The 21,581-nt window shown below is 60.2% G+C and carries 20 protein-coding genes; 14 read left to right on the forward strand and 6 right to left on the reverse strand.

The window, feature by feature from the left end; translation table 11 throughout:
• Positions 1-80 precede the first annotated feature (80 nt).
• Positions 81-1,598: a helicase HerA-like C-terminal domain-containing protein gene (locus GSQ82_RS12640; RefSeq protein ID WP_254061614.1), complete on the forward strand. Its 1,518-nt coding sequence runs from the start codon at positions 81-83 to the stop codon at positions 1,596-1,598.
• Between the two features lie 21 nt (positions 1,599-1,619).
• Here the strand turns inward: GSQ82_RS12640 and GSQ82_RS12645 are convergent, their stop codons facing one another.
• The 3 genes from GSQ82_RS12645 to GSQ82_RS12655 all read right to left on the reverse strand — a co-directional run bounded on the left by GSQ82_RS12645 (position 1,620) and on the right by GSQ82_RS12655 (position 2,768).
• The gene (locus GSQ82_RS12645) at positions 1,620-2,006 is read right to left on the reverse strand and encodes a Fur family transcriptional regulator (RefSeq protein ID WP_158792628.1); all 387 of its coding nucleotides are present in this window, start codon (positions 2,004-2,006) and stop codon (positions 1,620-1,622) included.
• A 113-nt stretch (positions 2,007-2,119) separates the two neighbouring features.
• Positions 2,120-2,263, reverse strand: a complete 144-nt coding sequence (locus GSQ82_RS12650) for a DUF3309 family protein (RefSeq protein WP_158792629.1) — start codon at positions 2,261-2,263, stop codon at positions 2,120-2,122.
• A gap of 304 nt (positions 2,264-2,567) precedes the next feature.
• On the reverse strand, positions 2,568-2,768 hold the full coding sequence (locus GSQ82_RS12655) for a hypothetical protein (protein ID WP_158792630.1): 201 nt from the start codon (positions 2,766-2,768) through the stop codon (positions 2,568-2,570).
• 308 nt (positions 2,769-3,076) lie between these two features.
• Between GSQ82_RS12655 and GSQ82_RS12660 the strand changes: the two genes are divergently transcribed.
• From GSQ82_RS12660 to GSQ82_RS12675, 4 genes are read left to right on the forward strand one after another with little or no spacing between them, the layout of a single operon-like run.
• Positions 3,077-4,294, forward strand: a complete 1,218-nt coding sequence (locus GSQ82_RS12660) for a GTP-binding protein (RefSeq protein WP_158792631.1) — start codon at positions 3,077-3,079, stop codon at positions 4,292-4,294.
• A 31-nt stretch (positions 4,295-4,325) separates the two neighbouring features.
• Complete coding sequence (gene rpmB / locus GSQ82_RS12665) at positions 4,326-4,559, forward strand: 50S ribosomal protein L28 (protein ID WP_158792632.1); 234 nt, start codon at positions 4,326-4,328, stop codon at positions 4,557-4,559.
• A 2-nt stretch (positions 4,560-4,561) separates the two neighbouring features.
• Positions 4,562-4,714, forward strand: a complete 153-nt coding sequence (rpmG, locus tag GSQ82_RS12670; RefSeq protein ID WP_158792633.1) for a 50S ribosomal protein L33 — start codon at positions 4,562-4,564, stop codon at positions 4,712-4,714.
• A 17-nt stretch (positions 4,715-4,731) separates the two neighbouring features.
• Positions 4,732-5,286 carry a hypothetical protein gene (locus tag GSQ82_RS12675; protein WP_158792634.1) on the forward strand — a complete coding sequence of 185 codons (555 nt, stop codon included), beginning with the start codon at positions 4,732-4,734 and terminating at the stop codon, positions 5,284-5,286.
• A 16-nt stretch (positions 5,287-5,302) separates the two neighbouring features.
• On the opposite strand, the gene ffh is transcribed toward GSQ82_RS12675, so the two are convergent.
• The gene (gene ffh / locus GSQ82_RS12680; RefSeq protein ID WP_158792635.1) at positions 5,303-6,685 is read right to left on the reverse strand and encodes a signal recognition particle protein; all 1,383 of its coding nucleotides are present in this window, start codon (positions 6,683-6,685) and stop codon (positions 5,303-5,305) included.
• Between the two features lie 178 nt (positions 6,686-6,863).
• Here ffh and GSQ82_RS12685 point away from each other — a divergent pair, with 178 nt between their 5' ends.
• The 8 genes from GSQ82_RS12685 to GSQ82_RS12720 all read left to right on the forward strand — a co-directional run bounded on the left by GSQ82_RS12685 (position 6,864) and on the right by GSQ82_RS12720 (position 16,514).
• On the forward strand, positions 6,864-7,838 hold the full coding sequence (locus tag GSQ82_RS12685; protein WP_158792636.1) for a site-specific tyrosine recombinase: 975 nt from the start codon (positions 6,864-6,866) through the stop codon (positions 7,836-7,838).
• Positions 7,839-7,843: 5 nt separating this feature from the next.
• Positions 7,844-8,893: a tyrosine-type recombinase/integrase gene (locus GSQ82_RS12690; RefSeq protein WP_158793662.1), complete on the forward strand. Its 1,050-nt coding sequence runs from the start codon at positions 7,844-7,846 to the stop codon at positions 8,891-8,893.
• A gap of 383 nt (positions 8,894-9,276) precedes the next feature.
• The gene (locus tag GSQ82_RS12695; protein ID WP_371417202.1) at positions 9,277-10,320 is read left to right on the forward strand and encodes a VWA domain-containing protein; all 1,044 of its coding nucleotides are present in this window, start codon (positions 9,277-9,279) and stop codon (positions 10,318-10,320) included.
• A 40-nt stretch (positions 10,321-10,360) separates the two neighbouring features.
• Positions 10,361-11,458 (forward strand): VWA domain-containing protein, encoded by a 1,098-nt coding sequence (locus GSQ82_RS12700; RefSeq protein ID WP_254061616.1) that lies wholly within the window; start codon positions 10,361-10,363, stop codon positions 11,456-11,458.
• Positions 11,403-12,410, forward strand: coding sequence for a cysteine synthase A (gene cysK, locus GSQ82_RS12705; RefSeq protein ID WP_254061617.1), 1,008 nt, complete (start codon positions 11,403-11,405; stop codon positions 12,408-12,410). The genes GSQ82_RS12700 and cysK overlap by 56 nt, the downstream gene beginning before the upstream one ends.
• Before the next feature lie 22 nt (positions 12,411-12,432).
• Positions 12,433-13,608, forward strand: a complete 1,176-nt coding sequence (locus tag GSQ82_RS12710) for a PLP-dependent aspartate aminotransferase family protein (RefSeq protein WP_254061618.1) — start codon at positions 12,433-12,435, stop codon at positions 13,606-13,608.
• Between the two features lie 176 nt (positions 13,609-13,784).
• Positions 13,785-14,942: an acyl-CoA dehydrogenase gene (locus tag GSQ82_RS12715; protein ID WP_158792638.1), complete on the forward strand. Its 1,158-nt coding sequence runs from the start codon at positions 13,785-13,787 to the stop codon at positions 14,940-14,942.
• A gap of 483 nt (positions 14,943-15,425) precedes the next feature.
• Entirely contained in the window at positions 15,426-16,514 is a 1,089-nt protein-coding gene (locus tag GSQ82_RS12720; protein WP_158792639.1) for a radical SAM protein, read from the forward strand.
• A 209-nt stretch (positions 16,515-16,723) separates the two neighbouring features.
• On the opposite strand, the gene GSQ82_RS12725 is transcribed toward GSQ82_RS12720, so the two are convergent.
• Both GSQ82_RS12725 and GSQ82_RS12730 read right to left on the reverse strand, forming a co-directional pair.
• The gene (locus GSQ82_RS12725) at positions 16,724-17,545 is read right to left on the reverse strand and encodes a hypothetical protein (RefSeq protein WP_158792640.1); all 822 of its coding nucleotides are present in this window, start codon (positions 17,543-17,545) and stop codon (positions 16,724-16,726) included.
• Positions 17,546-17,796: 251 nt separating this feature from the next.
• Positions 17,797-20,439, reverse strand: a complete 2,643-nt coding sequence (locus GSQ82_RS12730) for a bifunctional diguanylate cyclase/phosphodiesterase (RefSeq protein ID WP_158792641.1) — start codon at positions 20,437-20,439, stop codon at positions 17,797-17,799.
• A 267-nt stretch (positions 20,440-20,706) separates the two neighbouring features.
• Here GSQ82_RS12730 and GSQ82_RS12735 point away from each other — a divergent pair, with 267 nt between their 5' ends.
• Positions 20,707-21,522, forward strand: a complete 816-nt coding sequence (locus tag GSQ82_RS12735) for a glycosyltransferase family 2 protein (RefSeq protein WP_158792642.1) — start codon at positions 20,707-20,709, stop codon at positions 21,520-21,522.
• The last annotated feature ends 59 nt before the right edge of the window (positions 21,523-21,581 follow it).

Here is a 21,581-nt window from a genome sequence, read left to right on the forward strand (position 1 = left end):
AGTGGGTGAAGGGGTGAGATGCAAGTTGCAAAGATTTGATGGACGTTGTGCGTGTAGTCTTCTGAGAACGGAGGGCGGGAATGATGGTTGAGATGCCGATGATCGCGAAGGGTGCGGATGAGCTGTATTTGCTGGCGGGCATGACGAATCGGCATGGGCTGGTGGCAGGCGCGACAGGCACAGGGAAGACGGTTACGCTGCAGGTGATGGCGGAGGCGCTGAGCTCGATCGGCGTGCCGGTGTTTGCGGCCGATGTGAAGGGAGATCTTTCGGGGATCTCGCAGGCGGGGAAGAGTTCGCCGAAGCTCGATGCGCGGGTGAAGGCGCTGGGGCTGGGGGAGTGGAGTTTTGCAGCGTGTCCGGTGGTGTTCTGGGATGTGTTTGGAAAGCAGGGCCATCCGGTGCGGGCGACGATAAGCGAGATGGGTCCGCTGTTGCTGAGCAGGATTTTGAACTTGAACGATACGCAGTCGGGCGTGCTGACGCTGGTGTTCAAGATCGCCGATGACAACGGGCTGCTGCTGTTGGATATGAAAGATATGCAGGCGATGCTGCAGCATGTGGGCGCGAATGCGAAGGAGTATCAGACGCAGTACGGAAATATCTCGGCTGCGAGTATAGGAGCGATTCAACGTGGGTTGGTGGCGCTGGAGCAGCAGGGTGGGGATCTGTTTTTTGGCGAGCCGGCGCTGAATATTGAAGACCTGCTTCAGGTGGATGCGAAGGGGCAGGGAGTGGTGAATATTCTGGCGGCGGACCAGCTGCTGCAGTCGCCGCAGTTGTATGCGACGTTTCTGCTTTGGCTGATGAGCGAGTTGTTTGAGAAGCTGCCGGAGGTGGGCGATCTCGAGAAGCCGAAGCTGGTGTTCTTTTTTGATGAGGCTCATCTTTTGTTCAAGGATCTTCCTTCGGTGTTGCAGAACAGGATTGAGCAGGTGGTGAGGTTGATACGGTCGAAGGGGGTGGGGGCGTTCTTTGTCACGCAGAATCCGATCGATGTGCCGGATACGGTGCTGAGTCAGTTGGGAAATCGGGTGCAACATGCTCTGCGAGCGTTTTCGCCGCGCGACCAGAAGGCGGTGAAGGCGGCGGCGCAGACGTTCCGGGCGAATCCGAAGGTGAATGTGGAGGCGGTAATTACGGAGGTGGGTGTGGGAGAGGCGCTGGTGTCGTTTCTGGATGAGAAGGGGATTCCGGGGATGGTGGAGAGGGCGATGATCTGTCCGCCGCATAGTCAGATTGGACCGATTACGCCGGAGCAGAGGACGGAGATTATCAAAGGCTCGGTGGTAGCGGGGGTGTATGAGACGGTGGTGGATCGTGAGTCGGCTTATGAACGGCTGAAGGGGAAGGTAGCGGCTTCGGATGCGGCACCGGATGCTGGAGGCGCGACTGTGGGTGCGGGATCAGGTTGGCTGGGTGGGCTGGAGGCGGCGGGGACTGCGCTTGGTGGAGTGCTGGGGCAGGGGAGTTCGCGGCGTGGAGATACGGTGGTGCAGGCGATGGTGAAGAGCGCGGCGCGGACGATGGGAAGTACGGTGGGGCGGCAGTTGATTCGGGGAGTGTTGGGATCTTTGCTGGGTGGATCGAAGAGGTAGCTCCTCCTGCGCGGTTCGGAGTTACTTCGCGCAGGAGGAGCAGGTGCCGTAGACGAAGAACTCGTGGCTGGTGTACTTGAAGCCTCGGGGAAGCTTGGGCTTGGCCTGAATCTCGCAGCCTTCGAGCTCGTGGACGGTGCCACAGCTATTGCACTGGAAGTGATGGTGATGGGCTTTGCCGGAGATCTCGTAGCGGGTGGAGTTGCCGGGGACGTCGACTGGGGTGAGCCACTTGTCCTCGACGAGGCTGCCGATGTTGCGGTATACGGTGGCGATGCTGAGCGCGTCGACCTCTTTCTGGGCGAGGGTGAGGGCTTCGTCTGGAGACAGGGGCCGATTAGCTTCGAGGAAGGCGGCGCGAATGGCGTCCTTCTGCCGGGTGTTGCGGGTCTGGATAGAAGTGGTCATGGACAGGCCTATCGTAGCGTATTGCGAGAGGACTCTCAAATGCAATCTGGGCTCAGTCGCGTTGCTGGGCTGAGCAGGCCCACTCTTCGAGGCGAGGAGTGGGCCATTGGCAGCTAGATGACCTTCATTAGAAGCAGGATGAGGACGATAAGAAGAATAAGGCTGATGCCGCCGCCGCCGTAGTAGCCCATACCAGGTCCCATACGATAGCCGCCAAAGCCGAACACCAGAATCAGGATGAGCAAAAGGATAAGCATTTATCTTTCTCCGTTCGGCGAAATTTCGCCAGATGGAGGTGTGATGCAGATTTTCATCTCAGCGTCATGAAACAAATCGGGTTGCACTTTTCGTAGCGCCGTAAGTGCGGTCGTTGACGCTGAAGAAAGGTGGTATCCCCCATCTCCTCTATTTGGGCTAAAGTATTCGAAAGAAAATGTTTAGCTTTGGACTTTCGAGGTTCATCTCTGAACGTGCTGCGGTGCCTGCAGGGGACTTAATTTTTGTGGTTCTGTGTCAAGTTTTTCCCCTTTTTGAATATTAGTTTCACGATCAGCTTCCGCTTCAGTGGGTGCGACAGATGGGACAGCGCATGAGGTGGTCAGTTGCGTACCGGGTTGCGTACTGGACGGCCTCGGCGGTATCCATCTCGAGGGCGATTTCGTAGGATGACTTGGTTTGGGCGGGGAGCTCACACTGGAGGCGCATCGCTTCCGCGAGGTTGTTCAGGAGCCGCGCACCCTCCGGACAGGAGAGGATTGACATATCGTGCCTCCTTCGTCGAAAGAGACTTGAGACTGTTACGCAGGAGCTGGAGAGATGGATTTTGTGAAAATGATTCAAGTGAAGGAGGCTCGCGGTTTAGGTCGTGAGTCAGGTAGCCGGATAGGTGGAATCTGCGACTTGAATGTGTATTGATGTCCTGACCGGGACCCCTGATGCATGGGCCAGCCGGGCTCGGGTATTGTGTGTGCCGGGGATAATTTTGTGCCGACTGACTAATGAGAGTTGAATATCATTTAGTTATTGATTTCAATTTCGCATTAGTGTTAGATAGTGCGAGAGGGATTTCCATGAACAAGAAACTTCCAACGACTGTGCTCTCCGGATTTCTGGGAGCGGGGAAGACTACGCTGCTCAACCATGTTTTGAATAACCGTGAGGGCCTGAGGGTGGCCGTCATTGTGAATGACATGAGTGAGATTAATATCGACTCGCGTCTGGTGGAGCAGAGTGGGGCTGGGCTGAGCCGGACGGAGGAGAAGCTGGTCGAGATGACCAATGGGTGCATCTGCTGCACGCTGCGCGCGGACCTGCTGCAGGAGGTGTCGCGGCTGGCGCGAGAGAACAGGTTCGATTACCTGTTGATCGAGTCCACCGGGATCTCCGAACCGATGCCGGTAGCGGCGACGTTTACGTTTATCGATGAGACGGGCAGCTCACTGTCGGAGGTTGCGGATCTGGACACGATGGTGACGGTGGTGGATGCGGTGAAGTTTCTGGAGGACTGCCGTTCGTTAGAGGATCTGCGTGAGCGCAGGATCGCATTGAACGAAGAGGATGAACGGACGATCGGTGACTTGTTGATCGATCAGGTGGAGTTTGCGAATGTGATTGTGCTGAATAAGGCGGACCTGGTGAGCGCGGAGCAGTTGGCTCGGCTGAAGGGCATTCTTGGACGCTTGAACGGCGATGCGCGAATTCTAACGAGCGTGCGTGGGCGGGTGGCGTTGGAGGAGGTGCTCAACACTGGTCTGTTTGATATGGAGCTTGCGGAGACGGCGCCGGGCTGGGTGAAGGAGTTGAACGGCGAGCACATTCCGGAGACGGAGGAGTACGGGATCAGCAGCTTTGTGTACAGGGCGCGGCGTCCGTTTCATCCGGGCAGGTTGGAGACGTTGACGGATGAGGGATTTCCTTCGGTGCTGCGGGCGAAGGGCTTCATGTGGCTGGCGTCGAACAGCGATGAGACGATTATGTTTTCGGTGGCGGGAAGCACGTTGACGGTGGAGCCTTCGGGGTTGTGGCTGGCGGCGGCGGGGTCGGGTGAGGATGTGGATGATCCGGAGCTGGCGGAGTATGTGGGCAAGGTGTGGGATCCAGTGACGGGGGATCGGCGGCAGGAGCTGGTGTTTATTGGGGTGGAGATGGACAGGGAGGTCCTGGAGGCTCGGCTGGATGCGGCGCTGCTGACCGAGGACGAGATGGTGGGCGGAGCGGAGGCGTGGAGGCTGTTCGACAATCCGTTTGCGGCGATGTTTACGGAGCGGGAGCAGGCGGTCGGAGTTTAGAGGTTGTTGGATTTTTACGAGAGGAGATTTCATGGCGAAAGTGTGTGAGTTGTCAGGCAGAGGCTCGATGAGTGGAAATAAGAGGTCTCATGCGAATAACAAGAGTCGTCGAAAGTGGGAGGTGAACTTGCAGCGGAAGAAGATCTGGGTGGCTTCGGAGGGGCGATTTGTGCGGATGCGGATCAGCATGCGGTCGCTGCGAACGATTGGCAAGATTGGGTATGAGGCGGCGGTTGCGAAGTCGGCGAAGAAGAGGGGAGTTTAAGGATGCGAACGATTATTAAGCTGCAATCGACTGCGGGGACCGGGCACTTTTATACGACGACCAAGAATCCGAAGTTGAAGAGTGAGAAGCTGCAGTTGCGGAAGTACGATCCGGTGGCGCGTAAGCATGTGTTGTATCGCGAGGCGAAGGCTTAGTGGGGGAGCCGGGGAGAGTGGCCGTCTACATTCCGGCACGGCTGAGGCGGCAGGGAAGTCTGCATCTGAATCAGCAGTGCTGGGTGTGGGGCCAGGATGTTCGGCGGGCGGAGGGAAATCTTCTGCTGGAGTCCGGCTTTGTGCGGCGAAGGGCTGAGGATGGAAGTCTGGCTTCGAGCCAATATACGCTGGAAGTAAGAGCAGGGATGTGTTTGCGGCTCTGGGGATATGGGTTGTATTTTGGAGAGATTCAGGGGAGTGGGATCTATCTGAATCGGTTTGAATTCTTGCCGCGAGTTGCTATCTGCGATGGTGAGCGATGGCATGGCGTGGGCGAGTTCACGGAGCTTGCCTTGGCGGCCGACACTGTTTTGCTGGGGGAGGCGATCCGCGCTATCGCGAACTATGAGCGATGGGTGTTGAGCACATTTGGGGTCGCCTATCGGAGGGCTTGCCTTGCGGGATGGAGCAAACGGCAGCTGGACCCGGTGGCGTCTCCAGTTGAATGGGAGACGCTGGCCCACAGGCTCGAGTCGCTCCGATGCAAGCAGGCTGCTGACGTTCCTAGCTGATCGAGAGTTCGATTCGCTATCTGCCGAATTTTTGTTTGCCTTGCATTTGGCTCATCATGCGTTGCTGGGCTTTGATGCCGCCGCCGCCCATGGTCTTGAACATCTTGCGCATCTGGGCGTATTGGCGGAGGAGGTTGTTGACGTCCTGAACGGATGTGCCTGAGCCTTTGGCGATGCGTTTGCGGCGGTTGCCGTTGATGATCTCGTGGTCGAGGCGCTCTTTGTTGGTCATCGAGTTGATGATGGATTCGACGCGGTTGAACTGGCCCTCGTCTACGTTTTCGACGGCCTGCTGCATGCCGGCGAAGGGGCCGACGGAGGGGAGCATCTTGAGGATCGACTTCATGCTGCCCATCTTTTTGATCTGACGGAGTTGGTCGCGGAAGTCTTCGAGGGTGAAGCCGTCGCCGGAGAGGGCTTTCTTGGCGAACTGTTCGGCTTTGCCGCGGTCGAGGGTGGATTCGGCGCGTTCGAGGAGGGTGGCGATGTCGCCGTGGCCCATGATGCGGGAGACGATGCGGTCGGGGTGGAAGGGTTCGAAGGCGTCGGGCTTTTCGCCGGTGCCGAGGAACTTGATGGGTGCGCCGGTGACGTGGCGGATGGAGAGAGCTGCGCCGCCGCGGGCGTCGCCGTCCATCTTGGTGAGGATGGCGCCGGTGATGGAGAGGAGATCGTTGAATGCCTTGGCGGAGTTGACGGCGTCCTGGCCGGTCATGGCGTCGGCGACGAAGAGGATCTCGGATGGGTTGAGGAGCTTTTTGAGCTGCGCCATCTCGTCCATCAGCGCGGCGTCGATCTGGTTGCGTCCGGCGGTGTCGACGATGAGCATGTCGCAGCCGAAGTTGGCGGCTTCGCGCTTGGCCTCTTTGGCGAGGCGGAGGACGGCTTCGGTGCCGGGTTTTTCTTCGGTGATCTTGCCCTCGTAGAGCTGGGCGTTGATGGAGCGAGCTACGACGGCTAGCTGTTCGCGGGCGGCGGGACGGTAGACGTCGACGGAGACGAGCATGGGGCGGTGGCCGGCTTTTTTGAGCCACTGGGCTAATTTGCCGCTGGTGGTGGTTTTACCGGAGCCTTGCAGGCCGGCCATGAGGATGACCGACGGGGGCTGGGAGGACTTCTGGAAGCGGGCGGTGTCGCGGCCGAGGAGATTGGCGAGTTCGTCGTGGACGATCTTGACGATCTGCTCGGAGGGGCTGAGGGCGGTGGCGACCTTTTCGCCGATGGCGCGGGCGCGGATGTGCTCCATGAGTTCGGTGACGACGTTGAGGTTGACGTCGGACTCGAGGAGGGCGAGGCGGATCTCGCGGAGGGCGTCGGAGACGTTTTCCTCGGAGATGGTGCCCTGGCCGCGGAGGTTCTTGAAGGATCGCTGGAGCTTGTCGCTTAGGTTTTCAAACATGACTGTAGGTAGTTTATCAGCGCGGGCGTGGGTGGGAGGGATGGGGTGGATTGGGGAAAAGCTCGCGCGTGAGGGTTGGCGGGGCGGTTTGCAAGTGACGAGGATGGTGCTGGCTAGATGGATACCGTGGGTTAGATGGGGTGAATTTGGGCGGTGAGGGCGCGGATAATCGAGGTCTATGCAAGAACTGGGCCAGGGTTCGGGTAACGTGCGGGTGGTGCGGGAGTTTGTGGCGTACCTGCGGGTGGAGAAGGGGATGCGGCCGGCGACGTGCGAGGCGTATCAGCGGGATCTGGAGCAGTTTGCCGAACAGGTGGAGGGGCGGGATGGGCTGCTGGTAACGGCGGTGCAGGAGGATGTGCGGGGATTTATGGAGGGGCTGCGGGGGCATGGGGTGGAGTCGCGGTCGATTGCGCGGAAGCTGAGTTGTTTGCGCGGTTTTTACCGCTGGCTGTTGATGGATAAGCGGATTGCGCATGATCCGACGGTGAATGTGGAGACGCCGTCGAGTTGGAAGGTGCTGCCGAAGTCGCTGGCGGAGGGCGAGGTGGCGGAGATGTTGGAGAAGACGGGGTCGGCGGCGAGGAGTGCGGATGCGGATGGGTTGGCGCTGCGGGACCACGCGATTCTGGAGATGTTGTATGCGGGCGGGCTGAGGGTGGGGGAGATTGTGGCGCTGCGGGTGGAGGATGTGCATCTCGATCAGGGGCGGGCGCAGGTGAGGGGTAAAGGAGATAAGGAGCGGATTGTGCCGCTGGGGCGGTCGGCGCTGGAGGCGGTGGAGCGGTATCTGGCGGTGGGACGGCCGGGGCTGGTGTTGGCTGGGGCGCGGGGCGGGGCGATGGTGCAGCGGACTTCAACCGTGCAGCGGGCGCTGTTTTTGAGTGTGCGCGGGAGGCCGCTGACGCGGCAGTGGATTTGGGAGATGGTGCGGTCGGCTTCGGTGGCGGGGGGGAAGGCTAGTCCGCATATGCTGCGGCATAGTTGTGCGACGCACATGGTGGAGCATGGGGCGGACTTGAGGAGTGTGCAGACTTTGCTTGGGCACGCCGATATAGCCACTACGCAGGTTTATACGCATGTGGCGCTGGGACATTTGAAGAAGGTGCATCGGGAGCATCATCCACGGGGTAGACGGCGGGTTAGTGCGTGAACGGGATGCGGGATAAGGTCGGCGAGGTCGAGGGATTGGCGGAGGGGTTTCTGGCGATGCTCGCGAATGAGCGTGGTTCGTCGGAGCATACGGTGCGGGCGTATGCGCGGGAGGTACGGAGCTTTGCGGGGTATTTGATTGAGACTTTGGGGAAGGGTGCGAGTGTGGTGGCGGTGGAGCATCTGCATATTCGCGCGTATATGGGTCTGCTGTATGAGCGCGGGCTGACGAAGGCGAGTACGGCGAGGGCGTTGGCGGCGATTCGGAGCTGGTTCAAGTGGCTGGCGAAGGAGGGGAAGGTGGTGCAGAATCCGGCGCTGCTGGTGAGTACGCCGAAGCGGCCACTGCATCTGCCGAGGGTGCCGAGTATGGAAGAGGTGAATCGGGTGCTGGATTCGCTGGACGGTTCGACTGGGAAGAGGGTCGGTGAGGTAGATGGCACGGTCTCCCGTCCTTCGCATGGTGCACGGGGGATGAGCAAGCCGGATGGGAGTGGCGGCGCGGATGAGGGAGATGCTTCGGCGTGGCCGGAGAGGGATCGGGTGATCTTCGAGATGTTGTACGGGTGCGGGATTCGCAACTCGGAGCTGGTGGGGCTGGATATGGGTAGTGTGAAGTGGCGGGATGACGCGGTGCTGGTGCGGGGCAAAGGCAGGAAGGAGCGGCTGGTGCCGCTGGGGGATGAGGCTGCGGCTGCGCTGAGGGCTTATCTGCCGCTGCGGGAGGCGAAGCTTATGGCTGCAGGTAAGGGGGTTCTGGTGCATGAGGGGCCGCTGATGATGAATCTGCGGATGCGCGGGGATTGCAGGCTGACGACGAGGAGTGTGGGAAGGATTGTGAAGGCGATTGCGTTGAGCCGGGGGTTGGCGGCGGATGTCCATCCGCATACGCTGCGGCATGCGTTTGGGACGCACATGCTGGAGGAGGGGGCGGATCTGCGGGCGATCCAGGAGATGCTGGGGCATGAGCGGCTGTCGACGACGCAGCGGTATACGCAGTTGACGGTGGGGCAGGTGCAGAGGGTGTACGACGAGACGCATCCGCGGGCGAAGTGAACCGTACGCTGTCTACATTCGTATCTGCAATTCGTACTGCGGTTCGTAGCTGCGGCTGGATGACGGGTTGTCTGGTAGCGATGGTGGTCCGACCGGTGTGGTGAATCTGAATGGATTTTGTATACGTAAAAGAAAGGCAGACGTAGTGTTTTCGATGTGACAAATCGATGACAAATAACGTCGGCGACAGGTCTATTATCCTGATGGGCAAAACATCTGAAGAGATGCGCCTGCGTAGTTTGCGAACGTAACAACGGACCCGACGATTGTTGCAGGAGAGATTCGCCGAGTATGCGATGATGGCGGATCGCAGATGTTGCATAGGTGCCATGATGGAGAGCGGCGGGCAAAGCGGGGACTTTGGTCGGGGGCGTCGTAAGGCTATGCGAGGGGTGATCTCGCGTCTTACGATGCTGATGGTCTGCGTGGTGATTTGGGGTGGTTTGGGGGTGGGAGTCTCGGAGGCGCAGGAGAATCCGCTGGGTGAGGTGCATACGCAGCCACCACCGCCGCCGCCGAAGAATCCGGAAGCGGGGAAGCCGGTGATCGAGGGGGCGGATAATGCGGCGAGGCTGGCGACGTCGAGGCGGGATGCACGGATCCGCGTGGATGTGAACCTTGTGCTTGTGCCCGCGACGGTGACCGATCCGATGAATCGGCTGGTGACGGGACTGGAGAAGGAGAACTTCGAGGTCTACGACAACAACATCGGGCAGGTGATCAAGAGTTTTTCGACGCAGGATGCGCCGGTGACGATTGGGATCATCTTCGATCTGAGCGGGAGTATGTCGTCGAAGTTCATGCGGGCGCGGAAGGCGTTGAGTGAGTTTTTGAGGACGTCCAATCCTCAGGATGAGTTTTTTGTGGTGGGCTTCAATGACCGGCCTGCTGTGATTGTGGACTACACGTCGGATGTGGATGATGTCGAGGCGCGAATGGTGATGTTGAAGCCGGAGAATCGGACGGCGCTGATCGATGCGATCTATCTGGGCGTGGATAAGCTGAAGCAGGCGAAGTATGAGCGGAAGGCGTTGCTGATCGTGTCGGATGGCGGGGATAATCGGAGCCGGTATACGGAGGGGGAGCTGCGGCGGGTGGTGCGGGAGAGCGATGTGCAGATCTATTCGATCGGGATCTTCGACCAGTATGCGCCGACGACCGAGGAGCAGCTGGGGCCTATTCTTTTGACGGATATATGCGATATGACGGGCGGCAGGATGTTCCGGGTGGCGGATGTTGGGGATCTTGGGGATATCGCGGAACGGATCAGCGCGGAGCTTCGGAACGAGTATGTGATTGGTTACCGGCCTTCGGAGGTGAAGCAGGATGGGAACTGGCGTAAATTGAAGATACGACTGGTTCCGCCGCCGGGATTGCCGACGCTGACGGTACACAATCGCCAGGGGTATTATGCACCTTCGCAGTAAACGTTTTTGTTTGCGGGTAGCCGCGGTGGGATGGTTGGTGATGATGACTGGCGCGCTGGGCGGGCGTGCTCAGCAGCCGGCGCCGCAGCAGTCTGCCGGGAAGCAACAGCCGGTGACGCAGCCGCCGTTGACAGTGGATCGCGACCCGGTGGCGTCGCCGGATGTGGACCCGCCGGCACAGAGCCAGACGGGTGCGCCGCAGGGTGTTGGACAGTCGGATATCGCGCGCGAGAACGGGAAGTACACGCTGCGCGAAGATGCATATGAGGTGCGGCTGAATGCGACGGTGCTCGATAGCAGTGGCCGGTCGGTGCAGACGCTGGATAAAGATGCCTTCCACGTCTATGAGGACGGGGTGCCGCAGACGATTGCTTCGTTCCGGCATGAGGATCTGCCGGTGTCGCTGGGGATCTTGATCGATAGCTCGGGGTCGATGTATGACAAGCGCGCGGCGGTGGATAAGGCTTCGCTGGACTTTGTGAAGCTCTCGAACCAGGAGGATGAGGCGTTTCTGGTGGACTTCTCGTGGGAGGCGTTCATCGATCAGGACTTTACGAACAATATCGATAAGCTGCAGCAGGGGCTGGGGTATATCAAGTCGAGTGGCGGAACGGCGTTGTACGATGCGCTGGTGGCTTCGGCGGACTATCTGACCAAGAACGCGAAGCATCCCAAGCAGGTGCTGCTGGTGATTACGGACGGCGAGGATAATGCTTCGAGCGCGACGTTGGAGCAGACGATCCGCAGGATTCAGGATCTGGATGGCCCGGTGATCTACTGCGTTGGATTGTTGTTTGGAGATGATACGGATAAGCGGGAGTCGCGACATGCGCGGCGGGTGTTGGAGACGCTGGCTGAACAGACGGGCGGGGCGGCTTATTTTCCGAAGTCGCTGAAGGATGTGGACTCGATTGCGGCGGAGGTGGCGCAGGATATCCGGACGCAGTATACGATCGCGTACCGCTCGACGAAGTCGCCTGCGCTGGGCGGATATCGCGAGGTGCATGTGGAGGCGAAGTCGAAGACCTTTGGCAGCAAACTTTCGGTGCGGACGCGGACGGGGTACTATCCGAAGGTCAATAGTGCGAGCGATCAGAACGGCGATCCTGGATTCAACAAGTCCGGGAAGAAGCCCTGATGACGGCGAGGCAGAGGGTGAAGTTGTGATGCGGGTGGTGGAGAACATATTGGACCTGGTGGGGCAGACGCCTCTGGTGCGTCTGCGGCGGTTGGAGCAGGCGAGTGGGGTAGCCTGCGCGGAGATCTGGGTCAAGCTGGAGTATCTGAATCCGGGCGGGAGTATCAAAGATCGGGCTGCGTTGGGAATTGTGCTGGATGCGGAGCGTCGCGGGGTGTTGCGGTCGGGCGGCACGATTGTAGAGGCGACGGCGGGAAACACGGGCGTGGGGTTGGCGCTGATTGGGGCGAATCGCGGGTACAAAGTGATGCTGTATGTGCCGGAGCAGTTTGCCGAAGAGAAGTGCAAGTTGATGCGCGGGCTGGGTGCGACGGTGGTCAGAACTCCCGAGGCGGAGGGAATGGCTGGGGCGATTCGGCGGGCGTTGCAGTTTGAGCGGGAGACGCCGGGCGCGTTTGCGGCGCTGCAGTTTGAGAATCCGGCGAATCCGGACTTTCATGAAGAGACGACGGCGGTGGAGATATGGGAGCAAATGGAGGGAAGGGTGGATGCGTGGCTGTCGGGCGTTGGTTCGGCGGGGACGTTCTCTGGGGTCTCGCGATTTTTGAAGAAGAAGTCTGAAGGGATTTTGACGGTGGCGGTGGAGCCGCAGGGTAGTGTGCTGGAGGGTGGAGAGTCGGGGCCGCACAAGGTGGAGGGGATTGGGGTGTCGTTTATTCCGGCTACGTTTGACCGCAGCGTGTGCGACCGCGTAATGAAGGTGATGGATGAGCCGGCGTTTGCGATGGTGAAGCGGTTGGCGGCGGAGGAGGGTGTGTTTGCCGGGTCGAGCGCAGGGGCGATGTTGTGCGCGGCGGTGGATGTGGCGAAGGAGCTGGGCGCGGGGAAGAGAGTGGTTACGGTGATTCCGGATTCGGCAGAGCGGTATTTGAGCAAGGGTTTGTTGGGTTAGGTTCGGCACGTTAGAGATTGCGATGGTTGAGGTTACAAATATGGAAGCGAAGAAGAGACTTGGGTTTGCGACGCGGGCGATTCATGATGGTCAGGCTCCGGATGAGCTGACGGGCGCGGTGAATGTGCCGATCTATCTGACGTCGACGTATCAGCAGGAGGAGATTGGGAAGAACAAGGGGCATGAGTACGCTCGGCTGACGAACCCGACGCGGGATGCGCTGGAGGAGAGTCTGTGCTCGCTGGAGGGTGGGACGAGCGCGCATGTGTTTGGCAGCGGAATGGCGGCGATTACGGCGTTGTGCACGATGATGAAGTCGGGCGACCATGTGGTCTGTTCGGATAATGTGTATGGCGGAACTGCGCGGATGTTCGACAACGTGATGGCGAAGTTTGGGCTGAGCTTTACGTATGTCGATACGAGCGTGGCGGCGAATGTGGCTGCGGCGATTACGTCGGCGACGAAGCTGGTGCATGTCGAGACGCCTACGAATCCTATGATGTCGGTGACGGATATTCGTGCGGTTGCGGATATCTGCCATGCGCGCGGAGTGGAGTTGAGCGTCGATAACACGTTTCTGTCGCCTTATCTGCAGCAGCCGATTGCGCTTGGTGCGGATATTGTGATGCATTCGACGACGAAGTTTTTGAATGGGCATAGCGACGGGCTGGGTGGCGTTCTGATCTGTACTAAGCCGGAGCATGATGCGACGTTCAAGTATGTGCAGAAGTGTACGGGCGGGATACTGTCGCCGTTTGAGAGCTATCTACTGCTGCGCGGGGTGAAGACGCTGGCGGTGCGGATGAAGCAGCACGATGCGAATGGACGCGTCGTTGCCGATTTTCTGCGTGGTCATGCGAAGGTGAAGAAGGTGTTTTATCCGGGGCTGGCGGAGCATCCGCATCATGCGCTGGCGGCGAGGCAGCAGTCGGGGTTTGGGTCGATGATCTCGTTGGAGACGGGATCGCTTGCGAATGCGAATGCGTTTGCGAAGTCTCTTAGGCTGGGGTTGCTGGCGGAGTCGCTTGGTGGAGTGGAGACGCTGATTTGTCATCCGGCGAGCATGACGCATGCTGCGGTGGGAGCGGAGGGACGGGCGAGGCTGGGGATCACGGATGGGCTGATTCGGGTGAGCGTGGGGATCGAGGATGTCGAGGATATTGTAGCGGATCTGGATCAGGCTTTGGATCGGATCTAAAGACTGGTCCTGTCGGACGGGCCGCCTGCTCGGCGGGAGGTCACTTCGTGACTCGTATACCTTGCTTTGGTGATGTGATCTTTTTGGGTCCTCGCGTTGCTCGGGGTTCGCACGTGCCAGAGTATGCTTGGTTGTGATACATGTATAAGCGCTGGTTATGATGTGCGGAGGCGGACATGTTTGGATTGACCGAGGAGCAGAGGCAGTTGCAGAGTGCCGTACGGGCGTTTGCGCAGGGTGAGATCGCTCCGCATGTGAGCGAGTGGGACGAGAAGAGCGAGTTTCCGCATGAGGTGGTGAAGAAGCTGGGTGAGATGGGGCTGCTGGGGGTGATCTTCCCCGAGGAGCTGGGCGGCGCGGGCATGGGGTATGTGGAGTATGTGCTGGCGATCGAGGAGCTGTCGCGGGTGGATGGCAGCGTGGGGATCATTGTGGCGGCGCATAACTCGCTGTGTACGAACCACATTATGCTGGGCGGTAACGATGCGCAGAGGAAGCGGTGGATTCCGAAGCTGGCGAGCGGCGAGTGGCTGGGCGCGTGGGGTTTGACGGAGCCGGGTTCGGGTTCGGATGCGGGTGGTGCGCGGACGACGGCGGTGAAGCAGGGTGACAAGTGGGTGTTGAACGGGAGCAAGACGTTCATCACCAACGGAAGCTATGCGAGCTGCGCGGTTGTGCTGGCGGTGACGGATAAGGAGAAGGGGACGCGTGGCGGGATCTCGGCGTTTGTGGTGGAGCGCGGGACGAAGGGTTTTCGTTCGGGTCGGAAGGAGAACAAGCTGGGGCTGCGGGCGAGCGATACGGCTGAGCTGATCTTCGAGGACTGCGAGGTTCCTGAGGAGAACCTGGTGGGGAAGGAGGGCGATGGGTTCAAGGACGCGATGCGTGTGCTGGATGGCGGCAGGATCTCGATTGCCGCGCTGAGCCTGGGGATGGCGCGTGGGGCGCTGGATGCGGCGATGAAGTATGCGCAGGAGCGGAGGCAGTTTGGGAAGGCGATCAGCGAGTTCCAGGCGATCCAGTTCAAGCTGGCGGATATGGCGACGGAGCTGGATGCGGCGTGGCTGCTGACGATGCGGGCGGCGCAGATGAAGGATGCGGGGCAGAAGGTGACGCTGGAGTCTGCGATGGCGAAGCTGTATGCGAGCGAGGCGGCTTGCAGGATCTGCGATGAGGGCGTGCAGATTCATGGGGGCTATGGATTTATCAAAGACTATCCGGCGGAGAAGTTCTACCGGGATGTTCGGCTGTGCCCGATCGGTGAGGGGACGAGCGAGATCCAACGGATGGTGATTGCGCGGGAGCTGCTAGGGCGTAGCCCTTCGCGGGGATGATGGGTACCCCACCCCCTGGGGGGTACCCCTTGCTAAGTTGTTTATTTGCATGTATTTGCGAATTTGATTCCTTGTAAAATATTCATTCGAGATGGGTTACGGGTAAAAATTTGTTTCTAAAGGAGATAAGGCCCGGCTTGTGCGCCGGGCCTCTCTTTTTGTTCTCTAGTTCTATTCTAACGGGTGGAGTGTAACTAGTACGCAACGCGAATCTCCGCGACTGGCGCGGGTTTTCGTTGCTTGGGGGCTTGACAGACAAATGCTCGGCCTGCCGGCCGGGCCCACTGCTCGTGGGGAGGTCACTTCGTGACTTGTATACCCCTTCGGGTGGGCCTCCCGTTGGTCGGCTTTGGATTCCGACCAGCGGGAGGAGTAGGGTGCCTGTGGCGCCACGGCAAGGTATACGCGTCACGAAGTGACCTCCCGCCGAGTAGGCGGCCCGTCCGGCAGGACATATTGTTACTACGCCTCTACACTAAGTAGATGAGCCAGTCTGCTGCTTCGCTCGACATGACGTACACCGAGATCGCCGAGAAGGTCCGCCAGGGTCTGCGCATTGGACGGGATGAGGCGCGCTGGCTTTGGAACAACGTCTCCGACGAAGAGATGCGGGCGCTGGCGGCAGGTGTGCGTGGCCGGTTCCACGCTGCTTGGACTTGTTCTTATATGGTGATGCGGATCATCAACTATACGAACGTTTGCGTGGCACAGTGCGACTACTGCGCGTTCTACAAGCTGCCGAGCCAGGACGGCGGGTACGTGATGAGCCAGGATGAGGTGTTCGCCAAGCTGGACGAGTTGCTGGTGCTTGGTGGTGATCTGGCGGCTTTTAATGGTGGTTTCAATCCGCATCTTCCGTTGAGTTATTACTGCGAGTTGTTTGCGGCGATCCGGGCTCGGTATGGAGACAAGATTGAGTTTTATGCGCTGACGATTGCGGAGTTCATGTATCTGGCGGACCATGCGAAGTTGAGCTATGCGGAGGCGGCGGAGCGGTTCAAAGAGGCGGGTGTCCGGTGGATCACCGGGGGTGGCTCGGAGATTTTGACGGAGGAGTTCCGGGCGCGGCACTCGAAGTTCAAGTACACGGTGGCGGAGTACTTTGAGGCGCAGCGGGCGATTGTGGAGGCAGGGCTGAAGACGACGGCTACGATGGTGATCGGGTTTGACGAGAGCCTGGAGGAGCGGCTGGAGCATCTGGAGCGGACGCGGCACTTTCAGGACGAGACGGGTGGGCTGGCTAGCTTTTTGTGCTGGACGTATAAGCCTTACTTCACGCAGATCGGCGGGATCGAGATAACGACGGCGGAGTATCTGCGGCATCTGGCGCTGTGCAGGATCTATCTGGATAATGTTCCGCGGATTCGGACATCGGTGCTGACGCAGAATCAGCAGGCGCTGGAGGGGTTGAACTATGGGGCGGACGATTTTGATCTGCCGATTGAAGATGAGGTGACGCAGAAGGCGGGGGCGACGATTAGTTTGGACTTTGAGAAGATTTTGGACTATGCGCGGGAGCTTGGATATGAGCCGCGGTATCGGCATGTGTCGGTGGGCCAGCCGCCCTGGTAGGTGTGGGTGTGGCGGCTAGGTGGTATGGACCTGTAGCACGTAAGGAACTGTCCCGGATGTGGTGCGAGATCGGGAGAAAGTATTGGCTCGTTGAGCGTGACGCAGGTCCTTCGACTGCGCCCCTCGCGATAAAACTGCGAGAGGCTCCGCTCAGGATGACACTTTCTATACCAATCCATCGCAGACGCTCAGGCTATACGTCGCTACGACTAGCGCCGGGTGAGGAATGTGTTGCTGGTGGAAGAGTGGGGGCGGGAGCTGCTTCTCCGGTGATGGCGGTGCAGCCAGTCTTTGCCCTCGCGGGTGAGGAAGAGGTTTTCGGAGAGCGGGGACTCGGGGCCGTCGTCGTCGGGTTGGATGGATCTTCTTGCGATGAGTCCTCTGCGCTTGAGGGCGTTGATGGCGTGACTGGTGAGGTGGGCGCTGTCGCGCTCTCGCATCTCGAGGCCGAGGTTGCGTGGGCTGAGGCCGTCTTCGGAGGCTTGCTGGTCGATGATGCTGAGGGCGAGGATCTCGTACGAGGCCAGGTCTTCGGAGATTGGGATGGTGATGGGCGTGGAGTCGCTGATTGCGCGGGGTGCGGGCGGGGGGATGGGGTTGAAGGCGGCGGGTTCGGGGACGATGGCGGCGAAGCGGCTGGCGATGTGGTGCTGGAGCTGGGCGAAGTCGCTGGGGAAGGCGGGGGTGGGGTAGTGGATGATGTGAGGCTGCTCGAAGGTGAGCGAGGCGAAGGAGCGGGGGGTGGAGGAGATGAGGCAGAGGGGTTTTTCGAGGGCGATGGCGCAGCCTACGGCGAACCAGAGCTCGGGGTGGTTATCGGATAGATCGGCGAAGAGGGCGGTTGCGCTTTGGATGTAGTGAACGAGAAGGCCGGTGGGCAGCGGGGATGGGTTCTCCTGGGAGATGCGAAGGGGCGTCAGGCCGGAGCCGGCGATGGCGGGGGAGAGGACTTCTTCGAAGAGGCGGGCGAAGTGGGGGCTGGAGGGAAGAAGTACGACGCATGTGCCGGGTTCTGCGGTGTGCGGATGCATGGACTCTTCCTTCATGATGCTGGCTTTAAGGATATTTCGTTAGGGAGCTCTGGATCTCGCGGACTAAGTAGTATCTGACGAAGCAGTTTGCCATGCTTTGGGTTCGTTGGCAGTGGATAAGAAGGCATACCCCAGGGGCTAAAGCCCCGATTTTTGGCGGGACTGAGAGACCCAAGGCTAAAGCCTTGGGGTACCCAGATGCCAAGGCTTTGGGGTGTCCGGAAGCTGATGTGCGGATCGTCGGACACTCGCTAGACCTCGGCCATGGAGCGGATGCTGGAGGGGGCGCTAGGGAGGTTGGCGGATGGGATCTGATAGAGGTTGTTGGTGTCGTTCGCGATGCGGGAGCTGGGGCGGAGGACGAAGTCGGGGAGGTTCTCGAGTTTGACGGGGCGGGAGTAGAAGTAGCCCTGAGCCTGGTCGCAGGCCATCTGGTGGAGGATGTTGACGTGCTGCGCGGTCTCGACGCCTTCGGCGACGACTTCGATCTTGAGACTGTGGGCGAGGGCGATGATGGCGGCGGTGACGGCCTGGCTGGTCTCGTCGACGTCGCAGCGTGAGATGAAGGAGCGGTCGATCTTGATGCGGTCGACGGCGAAGCGGGTGATGTAGCCCATGTTGGAGAAGCCGGTGCCGAAGTCGTCGATGGCGAAGCGGACGCCGAGTTTGCGGACGCGCTCCATGATCTCGAGGGACTCTTCGGAGTCGACCATGAGGAGATTTTCGGTGATCTCGAGCTCGAGCTGGTGAGGCTTGAGGCCGCTGGTGCGCAGGGCGTGGGCGACGGTGGAGGGGAAGTTGTGCTGCTGGAACTGGCGGGGGGAGATGTTGACGGCGACGGAGCACTCGAAGCCGAGGCGTTGCTGGAGGTCGGCGATCTCTTTGCAGGCTTGAACGAGAACCCATTCGCCGATGGGGACGATGAGGCTGGTCTCCTCCGCGAGGGGAATGAAGACGGTGGGGGGGACGATGCCGAAGTCGGGGCTGTGCCAGCGGAGGAGGGCTTCGACGCCGAGCATGCGGCCGTCGAGGAAGGAGATCTGGGGCTGATAGAGGATCTCGAACTGGTTGGAGTCGAGGGCGTTGCGAAGTGCTGACTCCATCTCGAGCTGCTTGAGGCCCTCCATCTCGATTCCTTGGGCGTAGACCTGGAAGCCGTTGCGGCCGCTTGCCTTGACGCGGTACATGGCGACGTCGGCGTCTTTGAAGAGGGAGTCGACGTCGTCGGCGTCGGGGTAGAGGCCGATGCCGATGCTTGCGGTGACGATGATCTCGTGGCGTCCGATGTGGATGGGCTGGGCGATGGATTGGAGGAGCTTGGCGCAGACGTCGCGTGCATCGGAGCTGGAGCGGAGGTTGGAGAGGAGGACGATGAACTCGTCGCCACCCATGCGGGCTACGGTGTCGGATCGGCGGACGCAGGCTTTGAGGCGGCGGGAGATCTCGCAGAGGACGGTGTCGCCGGCGTGGTGTCCGAGGGAGTCGTTGACGCGCTTGAAGTTGTCGAGATCGACCATGAGGACGGCGAGCTGGTCGCTGGAGCGGATGGCGTGTTCGATGGCGACGCCGAGGCGGTCGCGAAGGAGAGTGCGGGTGGGGAGGCCGGTGAGGGGATCGTGGTGTGCGATGTGGTAGATGTACTCGTCGGCGCGTTTGCGCTCGGTGAGGTCGTAGGAGATGCTGAGGAAGCCGGTGATGTTGTCTTCGCTGTCTCTGAGGGCGTTGACGACGATCTGGACGGGGACGCGGGAGCCGTCTTTGCGGATGTAGCTCCACTCTTTTTCGTCGATGATGCCTCTCTCCGGGGAGAGGCGAAAGACCTGATGGTCAGGGGTGACGACGACGTCGAAGCGGGTGGAGAGCTCTTCGGCTCGTGCTGCGATCTCTTTGGGGTCGTGGAGGTCGGTGCTGTTGCGGCCGAGGAGCTCGCGCTCCGGATACCAGAGCATTCTCTCGGCGGCGGGGTTGATCGAGGTGATGCGGCCTTCTTTGTCGGTGACGATGATGCTGAAGGGAGAGCTGGCGATGACGGATTTGTTGAAGCTGAGGGCGCGTTCGAGCTCTTCCTTGCGGCGGGTGAAGAGGGTGATGTCGGTGATGGTGGTGGTGAGGCCGTCGTCGAGCTTGACGACCTGAATGCGGTAGCGGCCGGGACCGCCTTCGGAGGGGAAGTTGGCGCTGGTGAACTCGATGCAGGCGGGCTCGCCGGTCTCGACGACCTGTTTGTGCTTCTCGAAGTGGCCGGCGTGGCGCATGGAGGGGAAGATGTTGAAGAGATTCTCTCCGATGGCCTGGAGGCGGCTCATGCCGATCATCCGCTCTGCGTTGCGGTTGAGGAAGGTGAACTTGAAGTCCTGGATCTCGCCGTTGGCGTCGCGGACGGAGTCGTACATGAAGACGGCGTCGGTGCTGGACTCTGCGGCGGCGAGGAGGCGCATCTCATTTTTTCGGGCGAGTTCGGCCTCCTTCAGGATGGCGGCGACGCGGCGAATGAGGAAGGGCAGGCCGGCGATGAAGCTAAGGGCGCCGATGGCTCCTGTGGCGTTGAGGAGGTTGTCGACCGCGGGATAGGCGGTCTGAAAGTGGAAGGTGAACTCCTGGTGGATGAGATGGGTGACGACGAGCACGAGGAAGGAGCCGGCGACCCAGCTGATGGAGGCATCTTTGCGGCAGTGGTAGACGAGGATGGCGGCTGAGAAGGCGAGGGCGAGGCGGGCGGCCTCGGCGAGTGTCTCGAAGGCGAGGATGGCGGAGGGCGCCATGACGTGCAGGCTGGCGATTGGCAGGCCGGAGTCTGCGAGTAGGACGAAGCAGCCGATCAGGGCGGCGCCTACCGCCGATTTTGCGATGATGGACTGGCCGATGGGCCGGTAGCGTTGGATCGATTCCGACATTGGATGCCTCGTGCAACCGCAAGTCAGAGCGGTCATCAACTGGTGCTGATGATCCGGTAGAAGCCGGCCATCTCTTAACTTTAGGTGGCCGATTGGATGTATCCTATACCACCTAAGTGCTACAGGGGTGGCTTTTAGGGTTATATGTGCAATATTTTGCAAGGTCTAAACCGGATGTGGGAATTGGATGCGGCTGAGGGTGTTGAGGTGGTTTTGCGGGGTGTGGATCTGGATGGGATCTGGCGGGGGCCATAGAATAAGTGAGGCATGCCGCGATCAACCCTTTCTGTTGCCATCATTACGCTGAACGAGGCGGAGAACCTGTCGCGGACGCTGGCTAGTGTACTGTTTGCCGATGAGATTGTGGTGGTGGACTCGGGATCGTCTGATGGGACGGTGGCGATTGCTAAGTCGTTTGGAGCAAAGGTCTTCGTTGAGCCGTGGAAGGGGTTTGCGGGGCAGAAGAACTCGGCGATCGACCGATGCACGGGGACGTGGGTGCTGTCGCTGGATGGGGACGAGGAGTTGACGGCGGAGCTGCAGCGGGAGATCAGCGCAATGCTGGCGGCGGAGGATGGGAGCGGGTCACCGGTGGATGGGTATCGGCTGCGGCTAAGGCATGTGTTTCTGGGGCGATGGATGCGGCGGGGAGGGTACTATCCGGACTTCAAGCTGCGGCTGTTTCGACGGATGACAGCGGCTGGGGTGGAGCAGCGCTTCAGCGAGCGGGTGGTGCATGAGTCGGTGACGGTGGCGGGTCGGGTGGAGACGATGCAGCATGACTTTCTGCATCATGGGTATCCGGATTTGGATATCTACCTGGAGCACATGAACCGGTACAGCACGCTGGGGGCGCAGATTATTGCGGGGAAGGGTAAGGGGAGCCGGTCGGTGGTAGCGTTCTGCTGGAATGTGGTGCTGGTTCCGGTGCTGACGTTTCTGTGGAACTACGGCTTTCGGCTGGGCTGGATGGATGGGCGCGAGGGGCTGCTGCTGCATCTGTACCACTCGGCCTATATCAGCTGGAAGTATGGCAAGGCCTGGCAGATGACGCGCAAGAGGGATCCGCTGCGGGTGGGGTGATTGGGTGTGGCTTGGTAGTTCGTTTTTGGTAGAGCGAAGGTAAAGGTAAAGGCAAGAGC

Origin of the sequence: Granulicella sp. L60 (assembly GCF_009765825.1) — a bacterium.
Taxonomy (GTDB): domain Bacteria; phylum Acidobacteriota; class Terriglobia; order Terriglobales; family Acidobacteriaceae; genus Edaphobacter.

What these genes read in the sequence shown, in the direction of transcription:
- GSQ82_RS12640 (WP_254061614.1), top strand. Translation starts at nt 81, where the DNA reads ATGATGGTTGAGATGCCGATGATCGCGAAGGGTGCGGATGAGCTGTAT.
- GSQ82_RS12645 (WP_158792628.1), bottom strand. Translation starts at nt 2,006, where the DNA reads ATGACCACTTCTATCCAGACCCGCAACACCCGGCAGAAGGACGCCATT.
- GSQ82_RS12650 (WP_158792629.1), bottom strand. Translation starts at nt 2,263, where the DNA reads ATGCTTATCCTTTTGCTCATCCTGATTCTGGTGTTCGGCTTTGGCGGC.
- GSQ82_RS12655 (WP_158792630.1), bottom strand. Translation starts at nt 2,768, where the DNA reads ATGTCAATCCTCTCCTGTCCGGAGGGTGCGCGGCTCCTGAACAACCTC.
- GSQ82_RS12660 (WP_158792631.1), top strand. Translation starts at nt 3,077, where the DNA reads ATGAACAAGAAACTTCCAACGACTGTGCTCTCCGGATTTCTGGGAGCG.
- rpmB (WP_158792632.1), top strand. Translation starts at nt 4,326, where the DNA reads ATGGCGAAAGTGTGTGAGTTGTCAGGCAGAGGCTCGATGAGTGGAAAT.
- rpmG (WP_158792633.1), top strand. Translation starts at nt 4,562, where the DNA reads ATGCGAACGATTATTAAGCTGCAATCGACTGCGGGGACCGGGCACTTT.
- ffh (WP_158792635.1), bottom strand. Translation starts at nt 6,685, where the DNA reads ATGTTTGAAAACCTAAGCGACAAGCTCCAGCGATCCTTCAAGAACCTC.
- GSQ82_RS12685 (WP_158792636.1), top strand. Translation starts at nt 6,864, where the DNA reads ATGCAAGAACTGGGCCAGGGTTCGGGTAACGTGCGGGTGGTGCGGGAG.
- GSQ82_RS12690 (WP_158793662.1), top strand. Translation starts at nt 7,844, where the DNA reads ATGCGGGATAAGGTCGGCGAGGTCGAGGGATTGGCGGAGGGGTTTCTG.
- GSQ82_RS12695 (WP_371417202.1), top strand. Translation starts at nt 9,277, where the DNA reads ATGCGAGGGGTGATCTCGCGTCTTACGATGCTGATGGTCTGCGTGGTG.
- GSQ82_RS12700 (WP_254061616.1), top strand. Translation starts at nt 10,361, where the DNA reads ATGATGACTGGCGCGCTGGGCGGGCGTGCTCAGCAGCCGGCGCCGCAG.
- GSQ82_RS12710 (WP_254061618.1), top strand. Translation starts at nt 12,433, where the DNA reads ATGGTTGAGGTTACAAATATGGAAGCGAAGAAGAGACTTGGGTTTGCG.
- GSQ82_RS12715 (WP_158792638.1), top strand. Translation starts at nt 13,785, where the DNA reads ATGTTTGGATTGACCGAGGAGCAGAGGCAGTTGCAGAGTGCCGTACGG.
- GSQ82_RS12720 (WP_158792639.1), top strand. Translation starts at nt 15,426, where the DNA reads ATGAGCCAGTCTGCTGCTTCGCTCGACATGACGTACACCGAGATCGCC.
- GSQ82_RS12725 (WP_158792640.1), bottom strand. Translation starts at nt 17,545, where the DNA reads ATGCATCCGCACACCGCAGAACCCGGCACATGCGTCGTACTTCTTCCC.
- GSQ82_RS12730 (WP_158792641.1), bottom strand. Translation starts at nt 20,439, where the DNA reads ATGTCGGAATCGATCCAACGCTACCGGCCCATCGGCCAGTCCATCATC.
- GSQ82_RS12735 (WP_158792642.1), top strand. Translation starts at nt 20,707, where the DNA reads ATGCCGCGATCAACCCTTTCTGTTGCCATCATTACGCTGAACGAGGCG.